The organism is Sporacetigenium mesophilum DSM 16796, assembly GCF_059569055.1.
In genome coordinates this window covers 34,470-60,030 of sequence record NZ_JCANUR010000015.1, presented here as the reverse complement: position 1 = coordinate 60,030, position 25,561 = coordinate 34,470, and the positions used below count along the sequence as shown (strand labels likewise).

The 25,561-nt window shown below is 29.4% G+C and carries 28 protein-coding genes and 2 other RNA genes; 7 read left to right on the top strand and 23 right to left on the bottom strand.

Going from position 1 to position 25,561, the window contains the following annotated elements:
- Positions 1–42 precede the first annotated feature (42 nt).
- The gene (locus BS62_RS11800) at positions 43–1,368 is read left to right on the top strand and encodes an oligosaccharide flippase family protein (protein ID WP_496491482.1); all 1,326 of its coding nucleotides are present in this window, start codon (positions 43–45) and stop codon (positions 1,366–1,368) included.
- Between the two features lie 12 nt (positions 1,369–1,380).
- Complete coding sequence (locus BS62_RS11795; RefSeq protein WP_496491481.1) at positions 1,381–2,178, top strand: hypothetical protein; 798 nt, start codon at positions 1,381–1,383, stop codon at positions 2,176–2,178.
- 13 nt (positions 2,179–2,191) lie between these two features.
- On the opposite strand, the gene BS62_RS11790 is transcribed toward BS62_RS11795, so the two are convergent.
- On the bottom strand, positions 2,192–3,037 hold the full coding sequence (locus tag BS62_RS11790) for a hypothetical protein (protein ID WP_496491480.1): 846 nt from the start codon (positions 3,035–3,037) through the stop codon (positions 2,192–2,194).
- 108 nt (positions 3,038–3,145) lie between these two features.
- The gene (locus BS62_RS11785) at positions 3,146–4,276 is read right to left on the bottom strand and encodes a hypothetical protein (protein WP_496491479.1); all 1,131 of its coding nucleotides are present in this window, start codon (positions 4,274–4,276) and stop codon (positions 3,146–3,148) included.
- Between the two features lie 225 nt (positions 4,277–4,501).
- Between BS62_RS11785 and BS62_RS11780 the strand changes: the two genes are divergently transcribed.
- Positions 4,502–5,512: a hypothetical protein gene (locus BS62_RS11780; RefSeq protein ID WP_496491478.1), complete on the top strand. Its 1,011-nt coding sequence runs from the start codon at positions 4,502–4,504 to the stop codon at positions 5,510–5,512.
- Positions 5,513–5,635: 123 nt separating this feature from the next.
- On the opposite strand, the gene ssrS (BS62_RS11775) is transcribed toward BS62_RS11780, so the two are convergent.
- The 3 genes from ssrS (BS62_RS11775) to BS62_RS11765 form a co-directional block, all read right to left on the bottom strand.
- A non-coding RNA gene (gene ssrS / locus BS62_RS11775) (6S RNA) lies at positions 5,636–5,816 on the bottom strand.
- Between the two features lie 63 nt (positions 5,817–5,879).
- A non-coding RNA gene (gene ssrS, locus BS62_RS11770) (6S RNA) lies at positions 5,880–6,061 on the bottom strand.
- 87 nt (positions 6,062–6,148) lie between these two features.
- Complete coding sequence (locus tag BS62_RS11765) at positions 6,149–6,934, bottom strand: hypothetical protein (protein WP_496491477.1); 786 nt, start codon at positions 6,932–6,934, stop codon at positions 6,149–6,151.
- 134 nt (positions 6,935–7,068) lie between these two features.
- On the opposite strand from BS62_RS11765, the gene BS62_RS11760 reads away from it, so the two are divergent.
- A complete protein-coding gene (locus BS62_RS11760; protein ID WP_496491476.1) occupies positions 7,069–7,365 on the top strand; it encodes a hypothetical protein in 297 nt (98 codons plus the stop codon).
- Between the two features lie 104 nt (positions 7,366–7,469).
- On the opposite strand, the gene BS62_RS11755 is transcribed toward BS62_RS11760, so the two are convergent.
- The 13 genes from BS62_RS11755 to BS62_RS11695 all read right to left on the bottom strand — a co-directional run bounded on the left by BS62_RS11755 (position 7,470) and on the right by BS62_RS11695 (position 17,734).
- Positions 7,470–8,123 (bottom strand): cyclodeaminase/cyclohydrolase family protein, encoded by a 654-nt coding sequence (locus BS62_RS11755; protein WP_496491475.1) that lies wholly within the window; start codon positions 8,121–8,123, stop codon positions 7,470–7,472.
- 39 nt (positions 8,124–8,162) lie between these two features.
- Complete coding sequence (gene hutI, locus BS62_RS11750) at positions 8,163–9,422, bottom strand: imidazolonepropionase (RefSeq protein ID WP_496491474.1); 1,260 nt, start codon at positions 9,420–9,422, stop codon at positions 8,163–8,165.
- Positions 9,423–9,429: 7 nt separating this feature from the next.
- Positions 9,430–10,323, bottom strand: a complete 894-nt coding sequence (ftcD, locus tag BS62_RS11745; protein ID WP_496491473.1) for a glutamate formimidoyltransferase — start codon at positions 10,321–10,323, stop codon at positions 9,430–9,432.
- Between the two features lie 65 nt (positions 10,324–10,388).
- Positions 10,389–12,440, bottom strand: coding sequence for a urocanate hydratase (hutU, locus tag BS62_RS11740; RefSeq protein WP_496491472.1), 2,052 nt, complete (start codon positions 12,438–12,440; stop codon positions 10,389–10,391).
- 31 nt (positions 12,441–12,471) lie between these two features.
- Positions 12,472–14,049 carry a histidine ammonia-lyase gene (gene hutH / locus BS62_RS11735; RefSeq protein WP_496491471.1) on the bottom strand — a complete coding sequence of 526 codons (1,578 nt, stop codon included), beginning with the start codon at positions 14,047–14,049 and terminating at the stop codon, positions 12,472–12,474.
- Positions 14,050–14,259: 210 nt separating this feature from the next.
- Positions 14,260–15,273 (bottom strand): LacI family DNA-binding transcriptional regulator, encoded by a 1,014-nt coding sequence (locus BS62_RS11730; protein WP_496491470.1) that lies wholly within the window; start codon positions 15,271–15,273, stop codon positions 14,260–14,262.
- A 137-nt stretch (positions 15,274–15,410) separates the two neighbouring features.
- A complete protein-coding gene (locus BS62_RS11725; RefSeq protein WP_496491469.1) occupies positions 15,411–15,584 on the bottom strand; it encodes a hypothetical protein in 174 nt (57 codons plus the stop codon).
- A gap of 39 nt (positions 15,585–15,623) precedes the next feature.
- Positions 15,624–15,791: a hypothetical protein gene (locus BS62_RS11720; protein WP_496491468.1), complete on the bottom strand. Its 168-nt coding sequence runs from the start codon at positions 15,789–15,791 to the stop codon at positions 15,624–15,626.
- Between the two features lie 263 nt (positions 15,792–16,054).
- On the bottom strand, positions 16,055–16,231 hold the full coding sequence (locus tag BS62_RS11715; protein ID WP_496491467.1) for a hypothetical protein: 177 nt from the start codon (positions 16,229–16,231) through the stop codon (positions 16,055–16,057).
- 169 nt (positions 16,232–16,400) lie between these two features.
- The gene (locus tag BS62_RS11710; protein ID WP_496491466.1) at positions 16,401–16,577 is read right to left on the bottom strand and encodes a hypothetical protein; all 177 of its coding nucleotides are present in this window, start codon (positions 16,575–16,577) and stop codon (positions 16,401–16,403) included.
- Positions 16,578–16,601: 24 nt separating this feature from the next.
- Entirely contained in the window at positions 16,602–16,769 is a 168-nt protein-coding gene (locus BS62_RS11705; protein WP_496491465.1) for a hypothetical protein, read from the bottom strand.
- A gap of 247 nt (positions 16,770–17,016) precedes the next feature.
- On the bottom strand, positions 17,017–17,247 hold the full coding sequence (locus BS62_RS11700; protein ID WP_496491464.1) for a hypothetical protein: 231 nt from the start codon (positions 17,245–17,247) through the stop codon (positions 17,017–17,019).
- Positions 17,248–17,290: 43 nt separating this feature from the next.
- A complete protein-coding gene (locus BS62_RS11695; RefSeq protein ID WP_496491463.1) occupies positions 17,291–17,734 on the bottom strand; it encodes a hypothetical protein in 444 nt (147 codons plus the stop codon).
- Positions 17,735–17,893: 159 nt separating this feature from the next.
- Between BS62_RS11695 and acpP the strand changes: the two genes are divergently transcribed.
- Positions 17,894–18,124, top strand: a complete 231-nt coding sequence (acpP, locus tag BS62_RS11690) for an acyl carrier protein (protein WP_496491462.1) — start codon at positions 17,894–17,896, stop codon at positions 18,122–18,124.
- 40 nt (positions 18,125–18,164) lie between these two features.
- Here the strand turns inward: acpP and BS62_RS11685 are convergent, their stop codons facing one another.
- Positions 18,165–19,172 carry a nucleoid-associated protein gene (locus BS62_RS11685; protein WP_496491461.1) on the bottom strand — a complete coding sequence of 336 codons (1,008 nt, stop codon included), beginning with the start codon at positions 19,170–19,172 and terminating at the stop codon, positions 18,165–18,167.
- Positions 19,173–19,183: 11 nt separating this feature from the next.
- On the bottom strand, positions 19,184–20,089 hold the full coding sequence (locus BS62_RS11680) for an RluA family pseudouridine synthase (protein WP_496491460.1): 906 nt from the start codon (positions 20,087–20,089) through the stop codon (positions 19,184–19,186).
- Positions 20,090–20,319: 230 nt separating this feature from the next.
- Between BS62_RS11680 and BS62_RS11675 the strand changes: the two genes are divergently transcribed.
- Both BS62_RS11675 and yfcE read left to right on the top strand, forming a co-directional pair.
- Positions 20,320–21,120, top strand: coding sequence for an NAD(+)/NADH kinase (locus BS62_RS11675; RefSeq protein ID WP_496491459.1), 801 nt, complete (start codon positions 20,320–20,322; stop codon positions 21,118–21,120).
- Between the two features lie 19 nt (positions 21,121–21,139).
- The gene (gene yfcE, locus BS62_RS11670; RefSeq protein ID WP_496491458.1) at positions 21,140–21,706 is read left to right on the top strand and encodes a phosphodiesterase; all 567 of its coding nucleotides are present in this window, start codon (positions 21,140–21,142) and stop codon (positions 21,704–21,706) included.
- 120 nt (positions 21,707–21,826) lie between these two features.
- On the opposite strand, the gene BS62_RS11665 is transcribed toward yfcE, so the two are convergent.
- From BS62_RS11665 to BS62_RS11655, 3 genes are all read right to left on the bottom strand, one after another.
- Positions 21,827–23,326 (bottom strand): ArsB/NhaD family transporter, encoded by a 1,500-nt coding sequence (locus tag BS62_RS11665; protein ID WP_496491457.1) that lies wholly within the window; start codon positions 23,324–23,326, stop codon positions 21,827–21,829.
- A 227-nt stretch (positions 23,327–23,553) separates the two neighbouring features.
- Positions 23,554–24,411, bottom strand: coding sequence for a hypothetical protein (locus BS62_RS11660; RefSeq protein WP_496491456.1), 858 nt, complete (start codon positions 24,409–24,411; stop codon positions 23,554–23,556).
- A 256-nt stretch (positions 24,412–24,667) separates the two neighbouring features.
- On the bottom strand, positions 24,668–25,441 hold the full coding sequence (locus tag BS62_RS11655) for a hypothetical protein (protein WP_496491455.1): 774 nt from the start codon (positions 25,439–25,441) through the stop codon (positions 24,668–24,670).
- Positions 25,442–25,561: the final 120 nt, after the last annotated feature.

Here is a 25,561-nt window from a genome sequence, read left to right as displayed (position 1 = left end):
TTAATTTTTTATGAATATATTTAATCATAAGGAGGTGATTTATTGAGAGTCCCTAATTTAGTCTCTTCGACTATAATATTATTCATATCAAATTTTATAGTAAGGATTTTAGGATTCGCCTATAGAGTATTTTTATCACGGGCCCTTGGTGCAACAGGTCTTGGTATTTTTAGCATGGTTGTAAACTTACTAATGATGTGTGTATCAGTAACTACAACAGGAGTTCCTATCGCTCTTAATTCACTTATAGCTAAGAAAAAAGCCTTAAAAGATAAACATAATATGAATGTTTTGTTTATATCTACTTTGTATATTGCTTTTTTTATATCAATTACAATATCTATAGGGGTTTGTTTGAACTCAAGTTATTTAGCACTTAAGCTATTAAAAAGCTCTCAGCTAAATATATATATTTTGTCAATTGCTCCAGCTATAAGTTTAATAACAATATCAAATGTTATTAGGGCTTATTACTATGGTGTAAAAAAGGTTAGTATACCTGCTACTGGCCAAATTCTAGAGCAATTAAGTAAAATAGCATTTGTAGTTTTATTAGTTAATTATTTCAACAATCCTAATATGAATACTTTAATTGCATTACTTGGAGTATCCTTAGGTGAAGTAGTAAATATATTATATATTACATTTCATTTGGCAAAGGATCCAGATATTGAAAATAAGTACACAATAAATGTACGTGAATTTTTAAATGGAACAGTTGAAACAATTAAAATGGCTGTACCCATAACATGTAATAGAATGTCATCTGTAATGCTTCAATCTATTAGCTCTATGATTATACCAAGTAGACTCGCCCTTAGTGGTATGGAATACTCAAAGGCCCTTGGGTTGTATGGTGTTATAGGTGGTATGGTGTATCCATTTTTATTACTACCTTTTACTGTTACATCTGCACTTATTGTTAACTTAATTCCTAGTTTATCACAAGAGATGGCAACAAAGAATTATAAAAATTTAAACAAGAAGATTTATTTCTCTTTATTATTGACATTTTCAGTTGGAATATTATCTAGTATTGTTTTTTATTTGTTTGGTGAACAGTTGTGTTTGCTTATATTTAAGAATAAATTAGCTGGTGAATATTTGAAAGCTTTATCTATTTCTTCATTATTTATAGTTATGAATCATACCTTATCTGGGATTCTTAATTCTATAGGAAAGGAATATATATCAAGTATCAATAATATAATAGGAATGTGTATCCAACTTGCAGCTATCTACTTCTTACTACCTATGCCAAATCTTAATATATATGGATATGTATACGCAATTAATTTTACTTCTATTTTGACTTTCTTACTACAATTTACAGTTTTAATGAGAGCAAAAACAAAATTAAAGCGCTAAGGGGGTTATTAAATGGATATTAAAAGTAACATGAAGCCTTTTTATATATACACTGAAAATGATACTTTGTATATTAGAAATATTAACGAGGAAACATCTAAAATAGCTGACGATATTAAGTTTTATTCAGTAGCTATAGATGATAAAGAAGACATACATATATGTTGTGTGAACTCTGATGGAAATTTACTTCATATATACAATATAAAAAACAGCTGGAGAAGAAAATTATTATTTAGATATAGAAATCCTTTGGAAAATATAAGGGATGTAAAGCTTCATTTAATAGAAGATCATCTAAACGTATTTTTACTTGAAAACAGTTCGTTAAGCTCAAATTTATATCATGTAACTCATATTAATAAAAATGTAAATAGAAGAAAGTTAAGTATTAATGAAATAAACAACGTTATCTATGAAAATAACTCTTTTTATAAAATAGATATAGACGAAGATAATAATATTAGATTTGAATATAACTGTTTGGAAAATAGAGGTGGAAGACGTAAGTTAAAATTATTTAATAATAAAACTAAAACTTGGTCTAACAAAGAAATTTTAGAAGAAGAGGCTAATATAGAAAATGTTGTTAAAGAAAGTGTTCAGGATGACGTTAAACAAAACAAAGATGATGTTGAAAAAGAATATCCTATACCAAAGGAATACTTAGATACACCTATTATCGAGCAGAGAAGAAATTCAAAAAATAAAAGAAATAATCAAAATAATGTAGTAGCTGAGGTTAAAGAAGAACCTACTATTAAAGATGATATAATGAAATATTGTCACACTATAAAATACAATAAATAATTAAAAAGAGAGCCTAGGCTCTCTTTTTGCTATTCATTATACTAACTTTATCAGTTACATTAATTTTTCTCTTAGTTTTCACATTTTTATCCTTTTTATAGTCTTTAAATTCTGGGCAATTAGGTACAATTGATTCTACATTTGAGCTTACACAATATGTTACAACTAATTTTCCAAGTAACTTTTCTATATTACCATCACAATCTGGAAGTGGAGACAAAAATATAAAACTTTGATCTATTATTCCAAGCAAATCATCAGTTTGTTTTAAATAAGGTTTATTATTATCTTCTATAAAGTTTGGAACACTTATAGTATACATAAGCGGAATGCAAAGTTCATCATCTATACAACTTACAGCTTCAAAGCATATTTCATCATCACAGTCGTCAACATAAGCCACTGCCTGTATGCAAACGTCTATTTCAACACATGCCTCTACCCATTCATTTACCTTTAGAGCAAACTTTGGATATTTTTTTGATTTACATATATTTATTAAACTTTCGTCTAATTTAATTATATTAGGTTCATTACAAAATGAATCACTATCTAAGTCTATTTCATGTCCTTGTATAAATATTTTATTACCTAATTTTTTTACCTTAGTTGTAATTGTTGTTTCAAGAATTTCTATTTTACAATTAAATGGTAGTTCACACTCACCTTTTATTTCAAATTCCATACATCTCGGGCTATTTTCATTTTCAACAGTTTTTATACTATCGTATACTTTGTCTATTAATATAGGTTCTTTATTTTTGATGTACTTATTATTAAATTTATCTTCATATTTATTTTTTTTAGTACTTGTGTTAATTTTACATATGTCATCTTTATTCACATATATTTTAGCCATAAAGTTCCCCCCTTATAAATGCTTCTATACTACAATATGAAATAATGTGCAAAAATGTTTATATATTTAAAAAAACCTAGGCAATTTTCTGCCTAGGTTTTTTTGAACTTATTCTTCTGATCTACATCCACATTTATGCTTTTTATTGTTGTTATTGCTTACTCCTTGTATGTTTTCACATATACTAGTTGTTCCTAATACTCTTGATTGTACTGGTTGAGCAGAACCTAATAAAGCTAATTGTTCTCTTGATATAACGTTTACTGTAGTTTCTGCACATAATACGAAGTCTATTTCATCTATACATAATTGGAAGCATCCATGACGATCTCTAACTAATCTTGCATCGCCTATACAATCTATAGTGAATATTGCGTCAAATCTTTGTGTTAATCTAGTATTTCTAGATGGTATGCATATTCTAGTTGGACCAAATCTTAATCTAAAATCTACTTCATCATCGAAACAAGCAACTGCTGTAAATGTTGAACAACCAAATCTACCTTTTACTTCTACTTTTAGATTTCTAACTACTGCTCTTACATTTCTTTGAACAAATCGTACAGAAGTACCTAATCCATCGTCTTCACAGTCATCACTTACATTACATCCTGTAAGATTAAATTCAAATTCATCATTACATTCTTCATTTTCAGTTATTAAGTCTACTTCACATCCATTTACTGTTGTTCTGCCGCCACCTACATTGTAGTCTATACAATCAAATGATAAGCAAACTTTCTCAATAGTAACTTCTATACAGTCTCCATGTGGTTTATCTCCACATAATTCTTCAAGTTCAAATTCTACGCCTCGTTCTTCACAATCTTCACCAAATATAAACGGATGGTCATCTTCATCTCTTAATACTATGCTATCAAATATTCTATCTACTTCTACAGGGAATAAAACAGCATTTCTTACGTTTATAGTGTTATCTGTAACTGTTAATGGTTCACAGCAATTTGCTCCTGCTACTCCACCTACATCTCCATTACATGAATCTGGGCAAACTATACATTCATCACCATGTATATCACATGGTTTTTCGCATTTTCCAGTACATGGATTAAAGCAGTCATCATGTTTATGATCACATTTGTCATGGCATTTGTCATCACACTTGTCATGGCATTTATCATCACACTTATCATGGCATTTGTCGTGTTTCATATCAGAACATTTGTTGCAAAACTCATTTTTCTTACATCCACATTTTTTTCTCATTAAATCTTGCATATATACATCCTCCTAACTAAGAATTATTAAGATAGATTAAAATTACATCTTCTCACTATAATATGATTTTGTAGTAATAAATGTTACTACCTTAGCGATACAAGTAAAATAATTACAGTAGATTTATAAATATAACATTTACTAATTTATACTATGAAAACTATGTATAAATGTTTACTACTAAAATATATATATTAGTAGGATATTTTTTAAGGAGGGATAGTTATGGCATTTGTAAATAACTGTGAAGGTTTAATAAGGAAATCCAACAAAGACATGATAAATTTCAAATACGATAAGGGTCTTGTTGCAGACTACATAACAGAAGATGGGAATATAGCTAATTCTAAAAGATTAGCACATGGGGATATATCTTTTATTGATACTTGCTTTGATATAGATAATAATGACAATGTATATGGAGTAGTAAATAACAAAGAAGGTCATTTATTATATATTTACCCTAAGGATACAAGCTTCGATACATCAACAATTTTAAACTACGATCATAATAAATTTAATATATCATATCCATATATAAAAAATATTAATAAAGATCAACATCTTATATACTACTTAAGTAATAAAGCTGGTAATAGTGTATCGGCATTATTTCACCATTATAATAGAGATGGAGAATGGTTTGAAAACAAAATAGACTTTATAAACCACATTGTTCTTAATAACTTCGTAGTTACTTGGAATGGAGACACTCCTACTTTATTTTATTTCAATAGTATAAATGGAGCTGAAGAAATTTTTGCTTGTAGATTTAATAATGCTACTAAAGTATGGTCTAATCCTATACAAATAACTAATTCCCAAAGTCCAAAGATATATTTATCAATTATTAAAGATTCTATGAATTTTTATCATATAACTTATTCAGAAAATGTTAATTTAGGCTATGCTGTAAAATATGTAAATGGTTATCTTAAAGAAAATTCATTTGAAACAACTAGATCAAATTTTGTAACTGGAGCTTCTACTTGCTCTTTCCCTAGCTTGACTCAAGTAAATTCAGATTTATATTTATCTTGGATTCAATATAATAAACTTTGTACATCTATATCAAATGACTTAGGAAACACATGGAGCGATAGAAATATAGATGAACATAGTATAGAAGAAGAATTTATAAGATTTTCATTTAGATCTAATTGCATAAACGACAAAGACTATAATACAGATAGTGTTTTTGGAACTAAAGAACCATTTGGAATATTAGGATTTTAGCAGGCCCGTTGCTCAAAATTCGCTGAGCTCATGTCGCCAACGGCCTTGAGAATCAGGCCCGTTGCTCAAAAAATAATAAAAGTGTGTGAACTTAAGTTCACACACTTTTTTGGCAAAAAAAAAGAAAATTCCGGAACACCGTTTTTCCCTATAAATTCATACCTGAGTTCTCCCAGGTGGGTGTCTTGATATCAGTTTCTAACTTCCCCTGCATAATGGAGGCTTGTTATCTGCTGATAAACTCAACTCCCGTATTAATACTGTAGGTTGAATTTATAAGTTATCTCGAATGCTCTAGTAATTTCTATAATGTTATTATATATGATTATTTCATTTTTTTAAAGTGTTTTTTATTTCCAAAAAAGGCAAAAATCCCGAAACACCGTTTTTTCCTTATAAATTCATACCTGAGTTCACCCAGGTGGGTACCTCGATGTCAGTTTCTAACTTCCCCTGCGCACTGAGGGCTTGTTATCTGCTGAAAAACTCGGTTCCCGTATAAATACTGTAGGTTGAATTTATAAGTTATCTCGAATGTTCTAGGATCTTTGTTAATAATATTATATCCCATGGATCTATTTTTTAAAAGCATTTTTAATTTCCAATTTTTCTAATAAAATCTATATTTTCTACTTTTTAATTTTCATCTTCGACATCAAATTCTTCTTCTTCTTCATCATACTCTTCATATTCATCATCTTCATCTATTTCTTCATACTCTTCGTCTTCAAATGTGTCTTCATCATCTTCATCTTCATCTTCATCTTTATTACTTCTAAATAAACTACTTAACAATTCTAAATTACCTAAACTTCCTAAGTTATTTAAATTTAATATGGATCCTAAGTTAAATCCTTCGCCACTTTCTCCTATATCATCAGGTAAGAATAATTCTGCAAATAATTCTATTTTATTTTTCATATCCATAGCTTTTTCTATAGATTCTTTTTTGTTTTCAGGGAACACTTCTATTATTTCTTTTATCATCATATTTTTTTTATCTTCTTCATCCATACTTCTAAAGAAATCCGATTCATTTATATCATTGCTAAAATCTACACCATTTAATCTTTTTATTCCACGAACTAAATCTAACATACTTTCTACTTTAATTAAAAATACTTGCTCGTCTGGAGTAACATATTTTTTGCTTCTACTTATGACTTCAAGACCTCTATCTAAATCTTCTTCACTTAAATCTAAAAGTCTAATTCCTTTATTTATATCTGACATATTAAAGTTAAAGGTATTATTTTTATCTGAGCTTCTGTTTTTATGTTTTTTTATGTTAGTTTTATTTTTGTTAGTTTTAACTAAAGCTGGTTTATTTTTTGTTTTATTGTTATTAAGTAAGTTACCTATATTTATATTCCCGTTGCTTAAGGCTACTATCCCCAGTAAGAATAATAATTTATTACCCACGCCTTTTCCCCCCTTAAAAATACCTTATATTAAATACTACTCCATAATATATAAAATATGTATAATTTATAGTTTTTGTTACTTTTTTTTATAACACTGCATATACATTATTATATGAGAGGGGGTATTTTAATATGAAAAAGGTTAGTAAAGAAAAAGTAGAAAAAATGGCTGAAGAAAAAAATATAGACAAGGATAAAATAAAGGAAAATCTTGAGAAATATGAAGATAAATCCCAAGAAGAATTAATGAGTGAACTAACAAAAATAGGCGAGAACCTTAAGGGAAAAGAAGAAATAATGGAAAAATTTAAAATGTTCCTTGATGATAAGCAAAAAAAGAAATTAGATAATATAATGAGTAAACTTGCAAGTTCTGATGCTCAGAAAAAGGTTCAAGAAAAAAAGGCAGCTAAAAAAACACAAAAATAGCATTTAAAAAGGGTGTCTCAAAATTATTTAAGAGACACCCTTTTTTTAATACTTGAGCAACGGGCCTGTTTTTTAGGCCGTTGGCGACATGAGCAAAGCGAATTTTATGCTTTAGCTGGATCTAAATTTTTATGTATGTTATTCATAATTCTATCTTTTATTTCAGTTCCTTCATTTATCATAGAAGTACATTTATTACTATACTCTTCAACTACTTTTGTATCATCAAGTCCCATTAAGTTAACTTTTACATTTAATATTGCACCTTCCATACCACTATATGTAAGAAGTGTTCCTACTCCAACATCTGTTATAGCATTTTGGTTACCATAGCCTACAAAATATTCTAAAAGTCTTAAAGCTTCTAGAGATAACTCTGCAGTTTTATATGGTACTTCTATAGAAAATAAAGTTGCTTCTTGTATAGCTCTACCTCTAAGGTTCTTTTCTTCATCCGTTGACTTTGGCATTTTAAAAGCCTTCATAACTTCATTAAAAGACTCAGTGTCTCTGTCAACTAATTCCATTAATTCATTTCTTATATCTCCTAATTTATTGAATCTGTTATTAAACTCAGCTTTTATATCTTCATCTAAAGCCTCATATTTTTTCTTTCCAAAGCTTAAATTAGCCATCATACGAGCAAGGCTTACTCCTATATTTGAAGATAGTGCTGCAACAGATCCGCCTCCAGGAGCTGGAGAATTTGAATCTACCTCATTTGAAAATTGGTTTAAAGTCATTTCTATTAGTTTCATATGTATCCCCCCCGATTATAATTATATGTACAAGTATTCTTAATATACCAGGTTTTGATTATCTACAACTAACTTTCCTTCTTTATAAACTTTTTTAGTATGATTGATTCCAAAATGGTACATTAAATAATCTACATTTGGAGCATCAAATATTACTAAGTCAGCTTTTTTGCCTACTTCTATAGACCCTATTTCTTTTTCTCTTCCGATAGCACAAGCAGCATTAATAGTAACTGAGCTTAGTACTTCATTTGGAGTCATTTTAAGACCTAAACATCCTAATTGCATTACAAACTGCATATTTTCACTAGGACAACTTCCTGGATTATAATCACTAGACAAAGCTACAGGTACTTTTAGCTCTATCATTTTTCTGGCATTTGCATAGTTTTTCATTAAGCTAAATGATGTACCTGGAAGTATATTTGCTATAACTCCCTTATCTGCCATCATCTTCATGCCTTCTTCACTAGCTGCCATTAAGTGATCTGCTGATATACATCCTACTTCTGCAGATAGTTCTGCTCCACCTAAAGATACTATTTCATCAGCATGAATTTTTGCACCAAATCCTAGTTTTTTGGCTTCTTCTAATATTAATTTAGTTTCTTCAACTGAGAATACTCCTTCTTCACAAAACACATCACAAAACTCTGCAAGGTCTAATTCCTTAACCTTAGGCATCATTTCATTTATAATTATATCTATGTATTTCTTTGGATTTTCTTTGTACTCAATAGGAACTGCATGAGCACCCATAAAAGTAGAAACTAAATCTACTGGATGGTCATTGTTTAACTTTTTAGCAACTTCTAGTTGTTTTAATTCAGTATCTAGCTCTAATCCATATCCGCTTTTACCTTCAACAGTTGTAACACCAAACTTAAGCATTATATCTAAGCTTTTTTTAGCTTTATTGTATAACTCTTCAAAGCTAGCTTCTTTTGTAGAATTAACAGTACTTAATATTCCTCCACCTTTTTTTAATATTTCTATGTAAGGAACACCTTCTAATTTCATTGCAAATTCATGTTCACGAGACCCACCATGAACTATATGAGTATGTCCATCAACAAGTCCAGGAGTTGCAGTTAATCCATTTGCATCATGTATAATAGTATTTTCGTCTACTAGATTTGAATAATCACCGCATCCTAAATCTATAAACTTTCCATCTGCTATAGCTACATATGCATTTTTTAATATTTCTATATCATGCATGTCAGTTCCTACCCTTGGGGCACTTCCTGCCATTGTAGCTAGTTGACCAATATTTTTTATTATTAATTGTGCTTTCATATTATCACTACTCCATTAAACTAGTTTCTAGTACTTTGTCCATTGAAAAATTTTCAAGACCTAAATAATAAGCAGCAGTGTCAATTAATGCTTCCATAGGGCATAATCCTACTACTTCACTTCCTGTTACATTTACTCCATATCTTCTGGCTTCCATTTTTACAGTTTCAAATGCTCTATACATAGCTGTTTTTGTATAGTCAGTTAAATTCATAGTAACTTGAGTTATTCCTTTTTCAGGTATTTCAACTGGACCTGCTTTTATAAATCTAAATCCACCACTAGAATGTCTTATAGCCTTAGCAATTTTACTTGCTACTTCTATATTTGGTGTATCTAAGTTTATATTGTAAGCTATAAGTGGTCTTCTAGCCCCTACTGCTATAGCACCAGCATTTGGATGTTTAGCATTTGGTCCAAAATCTGGATACCAATTTGGATCAGCAAGCTTTGCATCTAATCCTTCATATTCACCTTTTCTAACTGTAGCTAGGTTTTCTCTTTCTGGCTTAGATGCAGCATTTTCATATAAAAATACTGGTATATCATATCTATTACCTATTTCTTGTCCCATTTCACGAGCAAGATTAACTGCATCTTCCATAGTCATATCTTTTATAGGTATAAATGGACACACATCTGTAGCTCCAAATCTTGAATGTTGTCCTTTATGAGTATTCATATCTATTTCTTGAGCTGCAACCCCTATAGCTTCAAGAACTGCATTTTTAACAGCTTGCGGCTCACCAATAACAGTTACAACAACTCTATTGTAATCCTTATCTGCTTCATAATTTAATAATTTAACTCCTTCTTTTCCTCTAAGTGGAGTAACTATTTTTTCAATTTTTTCTAAATCTCTACCTTCACTAAAATTTGGTACACATTGTACTATAGCCATTTTAAGTTCCCCCTTTATCATATTATTGGCCCATCTTATAGATGAGCCAATATGTTTTTATATAATTATTCTCCTAGTCTATCACTTACAAGGTTTTTCACTAAATTTTCATCAGCTATAAAAGGTAATGTTATATGATCTTCTCCATAACACATTTCGTTGTATTCCATAGCAGTAGTTATAGAGTTTTCATTTCTAGCCCATGCACGTCTAGCAACTCCACTCATAACATCCCATGGCATAGCCATTCTTAATATTTCATCAACTCTATGTGATCCATCAAGTACCATACCAAATCCACCATTTATAGACTTACCAATACCAACTCCACCACCATTGTGAAGTGCTATTAAACTCATGCCCCTTGCAGCATCACCAGCAAAACAATGAGTAGCCATATCAGCCATTATATTACTTCCATCTTTTATATTAGAAGTTTCTCTAAATGGAGAATCTGTACCTGATACGTCGTGATGGTCTCTACCTAACATTACAGGACCTATTTCTCCTTTTCTTACCATTTCATTAAACTTAAGAGCTATTCTAGTTCTTCCCATAGCATCTTGATATAGTATTCTTGCTTGAGTTCCAACAACTAATCCATTTTTCTCAGCATCTCTTATCCATATCCAGTTATCTCTATCTTGATATCTTCTGTTAGGGTCTATACAATCCATAGCAGCATGGTCAGTTTTTATTAAATCTTCTTTTTTACCACTTAAACATACCCATCTAAATGGACCATATCCATAGTCAAATAACTGTGGACCTAATATATCTTCAACGTAAGATGGGAATATGAATCCATCTTTTTCATCTACACCATTTTTAGATATTTCTTGGCATCCAGCATCGTAAACCGCCTTCATAAAGCTGTTTCCATAGTCAAAGAAATAAGTACCATTTGAAGTTAATTTCTTTATTACTTCAAAGTGATTTCTAAGTGTTTCATCAACCATTTCTATAAACTTAGGTTTTTCTTCTGCTAATAACCTAGTTCTCTCTTCAAAATCTATACCTTGTGGGCAATATCCTCCGTCATATACAGCATGACAAGAAGTTTGGTCAGACAATAAATCTATATGAATATTGTTATCTACAGCATATTCTAATAAATCAACTATATTACCGTGGAAAGCTATAGCACATGGCTCTTCTTTATCCATACATTCCTTAGCAAGTGCAAAAGCTTCCTTAGGACTTCTAGCTATTTTACTTACCCATCCTTGAGTATATCTAGTTTCTATTCTTGAATAGTCAACCTCTGCTATTATACCAACTCCATTAGCTATTTCAACAGCTTTACCTTGAGCACCACTCATTCCACCAAGGCCTGAAGTTATAAATAATCTACCTCTTAAATCACTATCAGCTGGTATTCCAAGTACTAATCTACCTGCATTTAATATAGTAGAATAAGTTCCATGAACTATACCTTGTGGCCCTATGTACATCCAACCACCAGCAGTCATTTGACCGTAGTTAGATACACCTATTGCAGCAGCTCTTTTCCACTCTTCTTGATTATCAAACATTCCAACCATTAATCCATTAGTTATTATAACTCTTGGAGCAGATGGATGAGATTTGAAAAGTCCAAGTGGATGTCCTGATTGTATAACTAAAGTTTGATCTTGAGTCATAACTTCTAAATACTTTTTAATCAACACATATTGCATCCAGTTTTGGAATATTTGTCCTGTTTCTCCATATGTAACTAGTTCATATGGGTATAGGGCTATATCAAAATCTAAGTTATTGTCTATCATAACTTGGAAAGCTCTAGCCTCAACAGTAACTCCTTTGTATTCATCTATAGATTTAGCCTTTAGATTTCCTTCTGGTCTAAATCTATATCCATATATTCTTCCTGTAGTTAATAATTCATCTAAGAATTCTGGAGCCATTTGTTCATGATACTCTTTTGGTATATATCTCAGAGCATTTTTTAAAGCTAATTCTATATCAGATCTTGAAAGCTTTGCTTCTCTTTTTGGTGCTCTTCTTATACCATCTATAAATTGTGGTATACTATCTGGTACTGTATCTAGTTTTATAGTCATTCCACTTCCTATATCTATATTATCTAAATTAGATATTTGATTTAATTTATTCATCGAATCTCCTCCTTTATAGCCTTTAAATATATTAATGAATAGACATTTTTATTGTACGTCTACTTTGCTCATCTGTGATTATAGCGTGGCCTAATGCCTTTTCAACTACCTCAACTATTTTGTGGTTTCTTACTAAATCTTCACACTTGTTTATTTCTCTATACATCACTAAGTCATTTTCTATTTTAGCAGTGTGCTCTCTTACTAATTCATATGCAGCTTTTGTACCTTTACCTAAGCCACTGTTTCCTCTTAAATCTATAGCTTGACAAGCTCCTAGTATTTCCATAGCTACTACACTTTGTGCGTTTTTAAGTATTTCTCTAGCTTTTCTAGATGCTATTGTTCCCATTGAAACATGGTCTTCTTGGTTAGCTGAAGATGGTATAGAGTCAACACTTGCTGGATGTGCTAGTACCTTGTTTTCAGATACTAATGATGCAGCACTATATTGAACTATCATAAACCCTGAGTTTAATCCACCATTTTCAATTAAGAACGCTGGAAGCCCATGGCTTATTGCTGGGTTAACTAATTTTTCTAATCTTCTTTCAGATATATTTGCAATTTCAGCTAGTGCTATTCCTAAGAAGTCAAAGCTTAATGCCATTGGTTGACCGTGGAAGTTCCCACCCGATATAACTTCTTCAACCTCTGGGAATATTATTGGATTGTCAGTTACAGCATTTATTTCTATATTTACTCTATCTTTTATATACTCTATAGCATCTTTACTTGCACCATGTACTTGTGGAGTACATCTTAAAACATAAGCATCTTGAACTCTCACTTCTCCTTGCTTAGTTGTCATATTACTTCCATCTAATATATTTAATAAGTTTCTTGCTGTATTTATTTGTCCTTTGTGTGGTCTAACTGCATGTACTTTTTCATCAAATGCAGTAGTTATACCATTTAATCCTTCTACTGTTAGAGCCATTGCTATATCAGCAGTTTTTAATAAATTTATAGAATCATATACTGTTAATGCTCCAACTGCAGTCATAGCTTGAGTTCCGTTAATTAAAGCTAGTCCTTCTTTAGCATGTAAGTTTTCTAAAACAGGTACTCCTGCTAACTCCATAGCTCTTCTAGATGGCATTTTTTCTCCATTATAAAATGCTTCACCTTCTCCAAGCATTGTAAGTACCATATGAGAAAGTGGTGCTAAGTCTCCTGATGCTCCAAGTGACCCTTTTTCTGGTATAACTGGATGAACACCATTGTTTACCATTCCTATTAATGTATTTAAAGTCTCAACTCTTACACCTGAGTGACCTTTTGATAATGCATTTATTCTAAGTAACATCATTGCTCTTACTATTTCTTCAGCAAATGGTTCCCCAACACCACATGCATGACTTATTATTAAGTTTCTTTGTAATTGTGCTGTTTCTTCTTTAGATATAACTACATCTGAGAATTTTCCAAATCCAGTAGTTATTCCATATACTACTTTTTCTTCATCAACGAATTTGTCTACTAAATTCCTAGCGGTGATAACCTTTTCCCAAGCTTCATTAGTAAGCTCTATTTTGTGCCCTTCTCTTGCAACCTTAATAACATCATCAATAGTCAGACTACATCCATCTATAAGTATCTTATTCATTTTTCGTCCTCCTCATAAAAATTTTCCTCTTTGTTTACTAAATATTCAACATAACTTATTTTTATCCTTCTTTATATTTGCGGAATTTTTGTTTTATTCCAAAAAATTTCAATTTACTACAAAATTCCCCTTTTAAAATCAATTTTAAAATTTGCTATGCTCATGTTTTAAGCGGCATTGAAAAACAAAAAGAAGTAAATTCATGTGAATTTACTTCTTTTCTATAACACTTTCTCTTTCAACTATTCTATATGGTAGTTCTACCTTTTTTTCATCTAGTACTTCACCATTTATCATTTTTATAACCATTCTTATTGCAACTGCGCCCATATCGTATAATGGTTGATGTACAGTTGTAAGCTTTGGCCTATATATAGAAGCTAATCTAACATCATTAAATCCTGCTACAGAAATATCCTCAGGAACTTTATATCCAGCATCAAATATAGCATTTATAGCCCCTATTGCAGATTCATCTCCTGTTACAAAAACAGCGTCTGGTATATTATTACTCTTTAGTATTTCATTCATACCTTTATATCCGCCTTCATACTCTGTATCGCCTGATTGTACTAACTCATCATATATTTTTAAGTTAGCTTCATTCATAGCTTTTTCGTATCCAATGTATCTTTCTTTTTCCATAACAGTAGTGTCTTCACTAGTCATTATATAGCCAATTTTTTTGTGTCCTTTTTCTATTAAATACTTTGTCATATCATATGTAGCCTTTGTATTACTTATACTTACTGAGTAAACATCAAATCCTCTTGCTGTTTTACTTATATATGTTGCAGGTATTTGACATTTGTTTATAAAATCTATATGTTCTTCGTCTATTAACCAAGACATCATTACTATACCTTCTACTTGCTTAGCTCTAAGTAGGTTTATACTTTTTAGTTCTTGTTCCTTATCCGAGTAAGTATTAGCTAGTAATATGTCATAGTCATACATCTTAGCTACTTCTTCAATACCATTTACAATTTCACTTACAAAAGAGTCCGCTACCTCAGGTACTATTACACCTATAAGTTGACTTTTCTTAGTTACCAAACTTCTAGCTAATGGGTTTGGTATATAACCTGTTTCTTTAATAACATCAAGTACTTTTTGCTTTATTTCATCCGTAACTGGTTTAGAATCATTTATAACTCTAGAAACTGTAGATATAGATACGCCCGCTTTTCTCGCTACATCTTTTATTGTAATACTACTTTTCATAATCCGGTCCCTCCTTTATTTCAATTTTTGCCTATATTGCCAAAAATTATTCTATGAGATATTAAATTTTAATTGTATCATAATGGTAAAAAAAAATAAAGAGCACAAGGCTCTTTATTTTATAAAGCTGTATACTATTAGCATCCACAATGATTATCATCAAAATCAAATGCAAGAAGTATTAATAATAATATTAAGAATGGTATCCAATCACTTAAACATATTTCATCTAAAGTATCTTGGAATACTAAGAATAAGAAGAATAATACTATTAGCCACCATCCATCAAAATCATCAAAGAATCTACTCATAATGAACCTCCATAATAAATTTTATAATGAAATTATTTTTTAGCAATGATCTAAATCATCATCAAATGCAACAAGTATTAATAATAATATTAAGAATGGTATCCAGTCACATAATGATATTTCTTGCCAGCAATCTTGGAATACTAAGAATAAGAAAAATAATACTATTATCCACCATCCATCAAAACCATTTAAAAATCCACTCATAATAATCCTCCTATTAATTATGTCTTTATAGTTTAAATCACCGTGTAATATATAATATGTCGATGCTAAAAATGTGTTACTCGATGTATTAAATATTTTAAAGGCTTCAATGCCTTATACCTTATATTATGAAAGCTCATATTTTTGTGTTACTATTTTAGATAAAAAATGCTTACGCATGTCGCCAACGGCATTGAAAAACAGGGACCTTGCTCAAAAAAAATGAGTTACCCCTAAGGGTAACTCACCTTTTTTATTTATACTTATCTTTTACAGCATCCGTCGTCGTCGTCTTCAAATGCAACAAGTATTAATAATAATATTAAGAAAGGTATCCAGTCGCCTAAAGATATTTCTTGCCAGCAATCTTGGAATACTAGGAATAGGAAGAATAATACTATAATCCACCATCCATCGAAATCGCTAAAGAATCTACTCATATTAAATCCTCCATTTTAAAAATATTTAAGGCATCTATACCTTATATCATATACTATGAAAACTTATATTTATGTGTTACCAATTTTAATTAAATATAAAAAATTCGATTTGCTCAATTGAAAATAAAAAAAGGAGCTAATAATTTAGCTCCCCTTTCATGTTTAATTATTATTTACAGCAAACCTCATGGTCGTCGTCATCAAAAGCTACAAGTATTAATAATAATATTAAGAACGGTATCCAATCTTTTAATGATATTTCTTGCCAGCAGTCTTGGAATACTAAGAATAAGAAGAATAATACTATTATCCACCAACCATCAAAATCTTTAAAAAATCTACTCATATTAAATCCCCCTTTATTTAGTTATTAGCATCCACATTCGTCGTCATCAAACGCTACAAGTATTAATAATAATATTAAGAATGGTATCCAATCACATAATGATATTTCTTGCCAGCAGTCTTGGAATACTAAGAATAAGAAAAATAATACTATTATCCACCAACCGTCGAAATCACATAAGAATCTACTCATATAAATCCTCCTTGAATGTATTAATATTATTACTTAGAAGCTTCAACCTCTATAATCCATACTATGTAATTGATATAAAATGTGTTATTATTTTTTATAAATTTTTTAAAATATTTTTTAAATCAAAAATTCGCTTTGCTCATGTCGCCAACAACCTTGAGAAACAGGTCTGTTGCTCAAGTTTATAGGTTGGAAATTATAATTTCCTTCAATTAAAAAAGAGCCAGTAAAACTGGCTCTTTCATCATTAGCAACAGCAGTCGTTATCATCAAAGTTACATAATAACAATACTATTAATACTACCCATATTAGCATATTATCGTCACAGAATAAGTCTTCTAATAAATCAGTACATAATACTAATAAAACTAATACTATTATTAATATACTGTTATTTCCACCAAATAAACCACCATGTTTTCCACCGAACAAGTTACCAAATCCACTACCTCTTAATAAATTATCTAATTTTGCCATAAAGTCTACCCCCTTCATGATATTTGAAGAATTACTCCTTCATTTATTTATAGTATGAATTGGTAGACAAATATGTTACTTTTATAAAATTATTATCTATAACACCTTTTAATTTTTTATTAGCTAAAACATTATAATTATTAAATTCTTTTAAATATTTATTGTCTTTATTTTTTCCGCTGTTATCTTTTAAATGTTTTTTAAAACTTTCTATTGCTAGTATTTTATATTTTACATAATCATCTATTAATATAGATACCTTTGTATTTTTAATTCCTTTGTTTATTTTGTTTATTCTACTTATATATTCATCATTATGGTTATATACATAATTAGCATTATCGTAATACTCATCTAATATAAAATTCATCTCTGTTATATAGGGTTTTATTTTTTCAATATCATATTCTAATGTTTTATAATACGATCCTACAAGCAACATAACACTAATTGAACATAAAACTACCACTGATATAATATACTTCATAAAATTCCTCCTTTGTACAAGCTTATAATAATATATATTCTATAAAAAATATATTATTCATATTTATTATAGAAATATCTATTGAATATTTAATTGATATATATTAAACTACTATTAAAATTAAATCATAAGAACTTTTTATGTAGGGAGGTACATATTATGGTATTTGATAAGGTAAAAGAAATAGTAGCAGATCAATTAGGAGTAGACGATATAGATTCTATAACTCCAGCTACATCTTTAATGAAGGATTTAGAAGCTGACTCACTAGACGCTGTTGAAATAATAATGGCTTTAGAAGATGAGTTCAGTGTAGAGATATCAGATGAAGAAGCTGAGAACTTCAAAAACATAGGTGATATCTGTAAATATATAGAAGAAAATAAATAAACTTTATAAATTAAAATAAGAGAGCCAATTGGCTCTCTTATTATTTTTCTTCGTAAAAATTAACATTTTTTATTGTTATATCCATACTTCCATCTTCATTTTGCTTTATAGAGTACTTCATTTGATCTTCAAAGTCCGTTAAATTAGATCTTATTTCAAATCCAGTATCTGTTTTTATATTTCTCTTTTTTAACTTCTTTTCTACCCACTTTTTATCTATAGTAAAAGTAGGCTCTATACCTTTATCATATATATGTTCTTTAAAACTTTCTTTAAGTTCATTATCTTGTATAGACTTATCTACAAAATCATCTAAATCTACTTCTTGTTTTTCTTTTAGTGTATAAGTAAGTCTTGATCTTACATCTTCAGCTTGTCTTGCATCTTTAGTTAATGCATGAGTTATCCACTGCTCTGCACTATTTTTAAACAACTTAGTTCTATATTTATCATCTATTATTTTTTCGCAATTTAAAAAATCAGTTATAAACCTAGTATCACTACCTTCTTTTTCACCATCTTTATCTAATAGTCTTAAGTGATATTCATCGTTCATTCCGGTTACACCAACTAATGCACATTGCTTAGGTTTTTGAGTTTCTGGTATTCCTATTTCGTTTGGAACCATTTGTATATTAAATTTGTCATCAACAAACTCTATAGAATGAGTATATAACTTTTTATAATCAAGTTTTAAAATAGCTACATATTTTTCATCTTTTACAGTATATAAACATATAGCCAGATCACAAGATGTCATCTCTGGACCAGAATTTTGCATTACATCAAATAAATACGCTGCTATTTCCTTAGAGTTTTCTAAAAAAGTATTTTCATCGTATATTATTTGTTCACAGCAAGTTCTAACGATATTATTATTGTAATCTTTAAAAACACCTTTTCTCATATCATCATCTTTTGATACTTTATTTATTATTTTTTGGAAAAACTTTTCTACACCTTCATTTACTCTTCCTTCAAAGTCATTAAGTATAGGCACATCACTATTTTTATCTAGCACATGGACTATAAGCTTATGTATTACCATTTAAATTCCCCCTATCTCAAGTTGTCTATAAGTTCTTTTATATCATTTGGAATCTCTGCCTCAAAGGATAATTTCTCTTTAGTTCTAGGCTGTTCAAATTCTAGTTTGTAAGCATGTAATGCTTGTCTATTAATTAAACCTTCATCTACATATCCATAAAGTTCATCACCTATTATACCATGACCAATGTGATTCATGTGCACTCTTATTTGATGAGTTCTTCCAGTTTCTAAAATAACTTCAAGAACTGTAGCATCTTTTAATCTTTCTATTACTTTATAATGAGTTATTGATGGTTGTCCTTTTTCATCTACAACTCTTTTAATACTATCTTCAGTTGGCCTATATATAGGTTCATTTATAGTACCTTCATCATCTTTAACAATGCCTTTAACAACAGTTAAGTATTTTTTAGTTACTTTATCTTCGCTCATATCTTGAGATATTATATGATGGGCATAAGCGTTTTTAGCCACTATTAATAACCCTGATGTATTCATATCAAGTCTATTTACAAATCTTATTCTAGGGTATTCACACTTGTTTAATAGATAATAAGTAAGTCCATTAGCAACAGTGTTGTCATTGTGACTTTTAGTTGGATGAACTACAATATAAGGAGGTTTATTTACCATAATAATATCAAAATCTTCATATAATATATTAAGATTAAGATTTTGAGGTGTAAAATTTCCCATCTCTTCATCTATTTTTATTTCTATTAAATCGCCTTTTTGTATTATATAACTTGGAGTTCTATGTACTTTATTTACAAATACATTTTTGTCTTTTTTAGCTTTTGATACAAACCTTGATGATAAATTTAATTTATTTAATAATAATTCTTTAAGAGTAACATTATCATCATCGCTTACATAAGATATTAAGTTATAACGTTGATTCTCTTTTATTAGCAAATATACACACCTTCTTTCTGATGATATAATAAATATATTATATCCTTTATATTTTTTACCTACAAGTAATTATATATTAATAAAAAAAATTCGCTTTGCTCATGTCGCCAACGACCTAAAAAACAGGTCCGTTGCTCAAACTTATAATTTTTTATAAATTTATAAATCATGCAAAATGTTAATTGTTTGCCATCTATGATATAATTTTGATTGTAAAGAGGTGAAGATACATGGCAAGAGTAATAACTATAAATTCCAATGATGTTGAAAGATCTTTATCTACTAGAGATATACTGACTAAAAAACTTATAGATGCAGGTTTTGAGGTATATTATGAATTTGATCCTAGATCAGAACTTATTATATCAATAGGTGGAGATGGTTCATTTTTAAAAACAGTGCACGATTTTGATTTTCCTGATATACCAATAATGGGAATAAATACAGGACACTTGGGGTTTTTTACAGATATAAATCCTGATGAAATTGATTATTTTATAAGTGATTATATTAATGGTAACTATTATGTTCAAGACATGGCTCCTCTTGAAATCACAACATGTACAAAAGACAGTTGTATAGAAGCTATGGCTATAAATGAGGTAGTTGTAAGAGGCAATAGATCAAGGGTAGTTCACTTAAATTTAAAGGTTAATAATCATTTTATAGAGAAATTTAGTGGAGATGGAATGCTTATATCTACTCCAACAGGCTCTACTGCATATAACTATTCTGCAGGTGGAAGTATAGTGGATCCTAGTTTGAAACTAATTCAATTAACTCCACTAGCTCCTATAAATACAACTGCTTATAGATCATTTACATCTAGTTTGATACTTCCTTATAACTCTACAGTAAAAATTGCACCTGAATATAGATTTGAAAATTCTATTTTAATGGTTATAGATGGTATTGAATATAAATTTAATGAAATAATAGAAATAGTTATTGTTTCATCTTCAGTTAGAATAAAACTACTTAGACTTTCAAACTATGAGTTTTGGAGTAGAGTTTCTGAGAAATTCTTATAATAATTAGGAGGATATACATATGAAAATAGGAGTAATGAGTGATACTCATGGAAGTTTAACTTATTTAGAAAAAGCATTAGATGTACTAGGTGATTGTGATGTAATATTACATGGTGGAGATATTTTATACCATGGCCCAAGAAACCCTCTACCAGATGGATATAATCCAGAGGAAGTAGCTAATAAAATAAATGAAATAGGAAATATATTAATAGCAAGGGGTAACTGTGATGCCGATGTAGATCAAATGGTAATAAGTCATCCTATACAGTCACCTTATATTCTTACTCAATTTGGAGAAATAAGAATATTACTTACACATGGATATACTCAGTCAAAAGAAGATACAATCGAAACTGCAAAGAAGTACAATGCAGATATACTTATAATTGGTCATACTCATGTAAAAGAATTATATGCAGATGAGAACTTAATAGTTTTAAACCCAGGTAGTATGTCACTTCCAAAAGACAATACTCACTCTGTGGCAATTATAGATATAATATCGCAAGATGATGATGAAATAGATTTAGAAATAAATCATATAGACATAAACACTAAAGAGATAATACATGTAAATGAATAAAAAAAATTCGCTACGCTCATGTCGCCAACTAGCATATGGGACCTTGCTCAAAAATTTGCTTATAAATAAAAAATAGACCATTGATAAGATTTTTATCAATGGTCTATTTTTTTATATGTTTTACCCTACTTTTATATAAAAATATATAACACTTAGGATAACCATTAAGAAAGAAAATGGAAATGAAAATGCTATATATGACCTAAGGTTAAATATATCATTAATAGAATTTTTTATTCCTGAATTTAGTTCAGATTTTTTTAGGAATCTATTTACTTCACTTAACATTATAGGACCTCCTGTTGCTGACCAAGGAAGCATACTACTTCCTGCTAGGATTCCAAGTGCAAGAGCTGCATATACTAATTTATCTCCAACAACTGGGGCTACTTGTATACATATAGGCATTAATGTTGCTGCTGCAGGACCTGCTGATAAAAATGTTGCTATAACAAATGCTGATAACATTATACATAGTACAATTAAAAAGCTATTTCCACTTGTAAATGCCAAAATATAATCTACAGCTACTTTTAAAATACCAGCATATTCTAAAACTCCACCTATTAAAAATAAGGTAGAAATAAAAACAACCGAATCCATAATAGGTATGGTATTTATTATATCTTCTGGTTTACTTGTGTTCGTAATCAGAAGAATAGCACCAAAAAACATCGAAACAAATGCTATTGATATATCTAAAAATGGACCTATACAAACACTTAGAATAAATAGTATGAATAGTAATATTGATAATTTTACTCTTCTTGGACTAGTGTGATCATTCCATCTATAGAATTTATTATTAAACGGGTTATGAGACTTCTCATATTCATTTCTATGATGTGGTGGTTTATGTGGTGGTTTATGTGGTGGTTTATGTGGTTTATCATGTTCATGTTCTTTTTTGTGGTGTGGTGGCTTATGTGGCTTATCTTGTACTTGTTCTTTTTCATTACTTGTTGAATTATTTGTTTCGTTCTGAGTTTCTTCTTCAGTAGTATCCGATTCAATAACCGCCGTATTCGAGCATTTAAACCATATCAGTGTATATGCAGCTAGTAAAATTATATAAACCAAACATGGTAAAAATAGTTTATTTAGAAAGTCTATTAAATTAAAGTCCGTGTATAGAGTAATAATAACAGCTGGAGTATCAGCCCATGGAAGGGGTGCCCCACCTATATTAGATGCTATAATAGTTGATACAAGTAAAGGTGTAGTTGGTAGCTTTAGTTTTAGGGATAATCCCAAACATATCGACGTAAATATTAGAACTACACTTAGATTATTCATAAATAATGATGCTGCATATATTGTAAATGGCATTAATATTACAACTAATACCTTATTTCCTTTAGTAATGTTAATAAAGGAATGTCCAATATAATCAAATATTTTATTATCCTCAAATATTCTAGCAAATAAAGCCAAAACTATAATAAGGATAATTATTTCATATGGAAATTTTTCAAAAATTTTATCATAAGGAAATGCATTTGTAACACTTCCATATATTAAAAGTATCCCAGATCCTAATATTGCAATAGGAGTACGATATCTTGTAGAAAATATCATACTTATATATGTTATCAATACTAATGTCAATATAACTAGCATTTATATTCCCTCCATTGTGATTAATTCCTCCCGTTATATACATAAGAAAGTTCGCTTTTATATGTTTGTACTATAATATGTTTTTTTATCCATATAGTTACTGTATAACAAATAAAAATTCACTATATTCATGTCACCAACGACATTGAAAAAATTGTCCGTTGCTCAAGAATATTATAAATTAAAAAGCCTCCTCTAATTAATATTTGAGGAGGCCTTTAGTTTAACTAGTTTTTTGGTTCAAAAACTTTTATAGCTACTTTAACTATATCTCTTTCTGTAAGTGCTGCTATAAAGTTTTGATTGCTTATATTACCATCAGAAGTTTTATATACAGTTTCTTCATCATAAAGATATACTCCACCTAAATCATTCTTTATGTTAACTGACATAATTTCATAATCATAGTTAGATTTAGCACCTGCTAATTCTACAATGAATTCAAATGGAATTCTTACTGTTGTATGACGTACTACACCGTCAATAGCTATACTTTCTGGCATAACAGATTCGCAAGCTGCACATTTTTTATTATTTTTATCATTATTATCGTTTTTATCATTTCTATCGTTTTTATCATTGTTTTCATTATTTTCATCTTCATTTGCATTATCTTCATTATTTTCTTCTTTTTCTAAATTAAAAGCTTTTTCTATATCTTCTCTTTTTACTGTTTTGTAAATAATGTTTTTGCTTAGAATTCCTCTTACAATAGCTATACCATCAGCCATTTCAACTTCAGTAATTTCTGCATCTTTAGATACAGTTTCAACTCCAAGCACAACATCATTGTCAGGAGGGTTGAAAACTATTCTTCTTTCTACTAAAAGCTGTCCTTCTCCTTGAATGTCTTTTTGAACATTTTTCTCCTTGTTTTTCCATTTAATATCTTTTTCATCATCTTTCCATTTATCTTCTACTTCCTCTATTACAGGAGCTGCATTAATTTCCACTATAGGAGCTACAGCAAGATCTTCTGGAACTGGTTTTTTATCTACTTTAGAAGCTACTTTTTTATCTACTTTAGGAGCTACTTTTTTGTCTTTTTCCCATTTATTTTCATACCAATATGTTTTAGATGCCATTTATATTCCTCCTTAATTAATTAATGTTCTCTATATTCTATTCATGTATAACTTGAATTGTTACTAAATTAGAAAACTCATAAATTTAATAAAACAAGCTTTAAATACTATATCAACTATAATATTTTAATTTTAATATTTTATATTGAATCACAAAAAAGTATATCTCCTAAAATGATTATTAATATAAATCAAAATTAGGAGATATACACTATTAAATATATTTTTAAATTTTTATAACTTAATGAATTCTATTTTATCTTGCTCTTGTAACTTTTACTTTTATCTTTACAATATCTTTTTCTATTATTCCTATAATAAAGTTTTCGCATTCTATAATATCTTCTTGTAATGAATCTAAAACTTCTACAGATACAATCTCAACATCATCCCCTGGAAGAGCTCCATCAATTCTTACTAAGCTTTCGAATGGTATCCAAGTTGTTATATGTCTAACTACTCCGTCTATAGCAGCACATTCAGGTGCAAGAGATTCACATTTAGCACCTTTTTTATCTTCTTTCTTATCCCCTTTATTTTTATCTCCGTTATTTTTATCTCCTTTATTATCTTCTTTTTTGTCATCCTTATTATTTTCTTTATTCTTGTCTTCTTCTTTGTTATTTTCTTTTTCCTCTTTTTTATCTTCCTTATCTTCGCCCCTGTATAAATCTCTAGATTTGTTATTGTATTTTTCTTTTCTATCATTATCTCTGTTATCTCTATTACCTTCTCTTTCTCTTTCTCCATTTTCATCCATTTCTTCTGGCTCTTCTTCACCCATAAACTGCTCAGCATCAGGTCTTTTTGCTGTTTTATATAATATACTCTTGTTCAAAAATCCATTAACAACTACATAATTAGGAAATACGTCTGTATCTTTAATTTGCACAGTTTTAAGTATCTCACCTACGCCAATAACTACATCCTGTTTAGGTGGGTTAAATAGTATCTTTTTTTCTATTAATTGTCTAACTTCTCCCTCTCCAACCTTTTTGTTTTCTACAGATACATAATTCTTATCCAACATATAAAATCCCCCTTCCAAAATTGTTTCATATATCTAAATATATACAGTTTCTATTTTATTATATTCAGTAGTGCTAAAATGTTTACTAATATAACGAGATTGTATATTATTTATTTAGAA

Excerpts from the sequence above, each read along its gene's own strand:
- BS62_RS11795 (WP_496491481.1), top strand. The coding sequence starts at position 1,381 with ATGGATATTAAAAGTAACATGAAGCCTTTTTATATATACACTGAAAAT.
- BS62_RS11790 (WP_496491480.1), bottom strand. The coding sequence starts at position 3,037 with ATGGCTAAAATATATGTGAATAAAGATGACATATGTAAAATTAACACA.
- BS62_RS11785 (WP_496491479.1), bottom strand. The coding sequence starts at position 4,276 with ATGCAAGATTTAATGAGAAAAAAATGTGGATGTAAGAAAAATGAGTTT.
- BS62_RS11780 (WP_496491478.1), top strand. The coding sequence starts at position 4,502 with ATGGCATTTGTAAATAACTGTGAAGGTTTAATAAGGAAATCCAACAAA.
- BS62_RS11760 (WP_496491476.1), top strand. The coding sequence starts at position 7,069 with ATGAAAAAGGTTAGTAAAGAAAAAGTAGAAAAAATGGCTGAAGAAAAA.
- BS62_RS11755 (WP_496491475.1), bottom strand. The coding sequence starts at position 8,123 with ATGAAACTAATAGAAATGACTTTAAACCAATTTTCAAATGAGGTAGAT.
- hutI (WP_496491474.1), bottom strand. The coding sequence starts at position 9,422 with ATGAAAGCACAATTAATAATAAAAAATATTGGTCAACTAGCTACAATG.
- ftcD (WP_496491473.1), bottom strand. The coding sequence starts at position 10,323 with ATGGCTATAGTACAATGTGTACCAAATTTTAGTGAAGGTAGAGATTTA.
- hutU (WP_496491472.1), bottom strand. The coding sequence starts at position 12,440 with ATGAATAAATTAAATCAAATATCTAATTTAGATAATATAGATATAGGA.
- hutH (WP_496491471.1), bottom strand. The coding sequence starts at position 14,049 with ATGAATAAGATACTTATAGATGGATGTAGTCTGACTATTGATGATGTT.
- BS62_RS11730 (WP_496491470.1), bottom strand. The coding sequence starts at position 15,273 with ATGAAAAGTAGTATTACAATAAAAGATGTAGCGAGAAAAGCGGGCGTA.
- BS62_RS11725 (WP_496491469.1), bottom strand. The coding sequence starts at position 15,584 with ATGAGTAGATTCTTTGATGATTTTGATGGATGGTGGCTAATAGTATTA.
- BS62_RS11720 (WP_496491468.1), bottom strand. The coding sequence starts at position 15,791 with ATGAGTGGATTTTTAAATGGTTTTGATGGATGGTGGATAATAGTATTA.
- BS62_RS11715 (WP_496491467.1), bottom strand. The coding sequence starts at position 16,231 with ATGAGTAGATTCTTTAGCGATTTCGATGGATGGTGGATTATAGTATTA.
- BS62_RS11710 (WP_496491466.1), bottom strand. The coding sequence starts at position 16,577 with ATGAGTAGATTTTTTAAAGATTTTGATGGTTGGTGGATAATAGTATTA.
- BS62_RS11705 (WP_496491465.1), bottom strand. The coding sequence starts at position 16,769 with ATGAGTAGATTCTTATGTGATTTCGACGGTTGGTGGATAATAGTATTA.
- BS62_RS11700 (WP_496491464.1), bottom strand. The coding sequence starts at position 17,247 with ATGGCAAAATTAGATAATTTATTAAGAGGTAGTGGATTTGGTAACTTG.
- BS62_RS11695 (WP_496491463.1), bottom strand. The coding sequence starts at position 17,734 with ATGAAGTATATTATATCAGTGGTAGTTTTATGTTCAATTAGTGTTATG.
- acpP (WP_496491462.1), top strand. The coding sequence starts at position 17,894 with ATGGTATTTGATAAGGTAAAAGAAATAGTAGCAGATCAATTAGGAGTA.
- BS62_RS11685 (WP_496491461.1), bottom strand. The coding sequence starts at position 19,172 with ATGGTAATACATAAGCTTATAGTCCATGTGCTAGATAAAAATAGTGAT.
- BS62_RS11675 (WP_496491459.1), top strand. The coding sequence starts at position 20,320 with ATGGCAAGAGTAATAACTATAAATTCCAATGATGTTGAAAGATCTTTA.
- yfcE (WP_496491458.1), top strand. The coding sequence starts at position 21,140 with ATGAAAATAGGAGTAATGAGTGATACTCATGGAAGTTTAACTTATTTA.
- BS62_RS11665 (WP_496491457.1), bottom strand. The coding sequence starts at position 23,326 with ATGCTAGTTATATTGACATTAGTATTGATAACATATATAAGTATGATA.
- BS62_RS11660 (WP_496491456.1), bottom strand. The coding sequence starts at position 24,411 with ATGGCATCTAAAACATATTGGTATGAAAATAAATGGGAAAAAGACAAA.
- BS62_RS11655 (WP_496491455.1), bottom strand. The coding sequence starts at position 25,441 with ATGTTGGATAAGAATTATGTATCTGTAGAAAACAAAAAGGTTGGAGAG.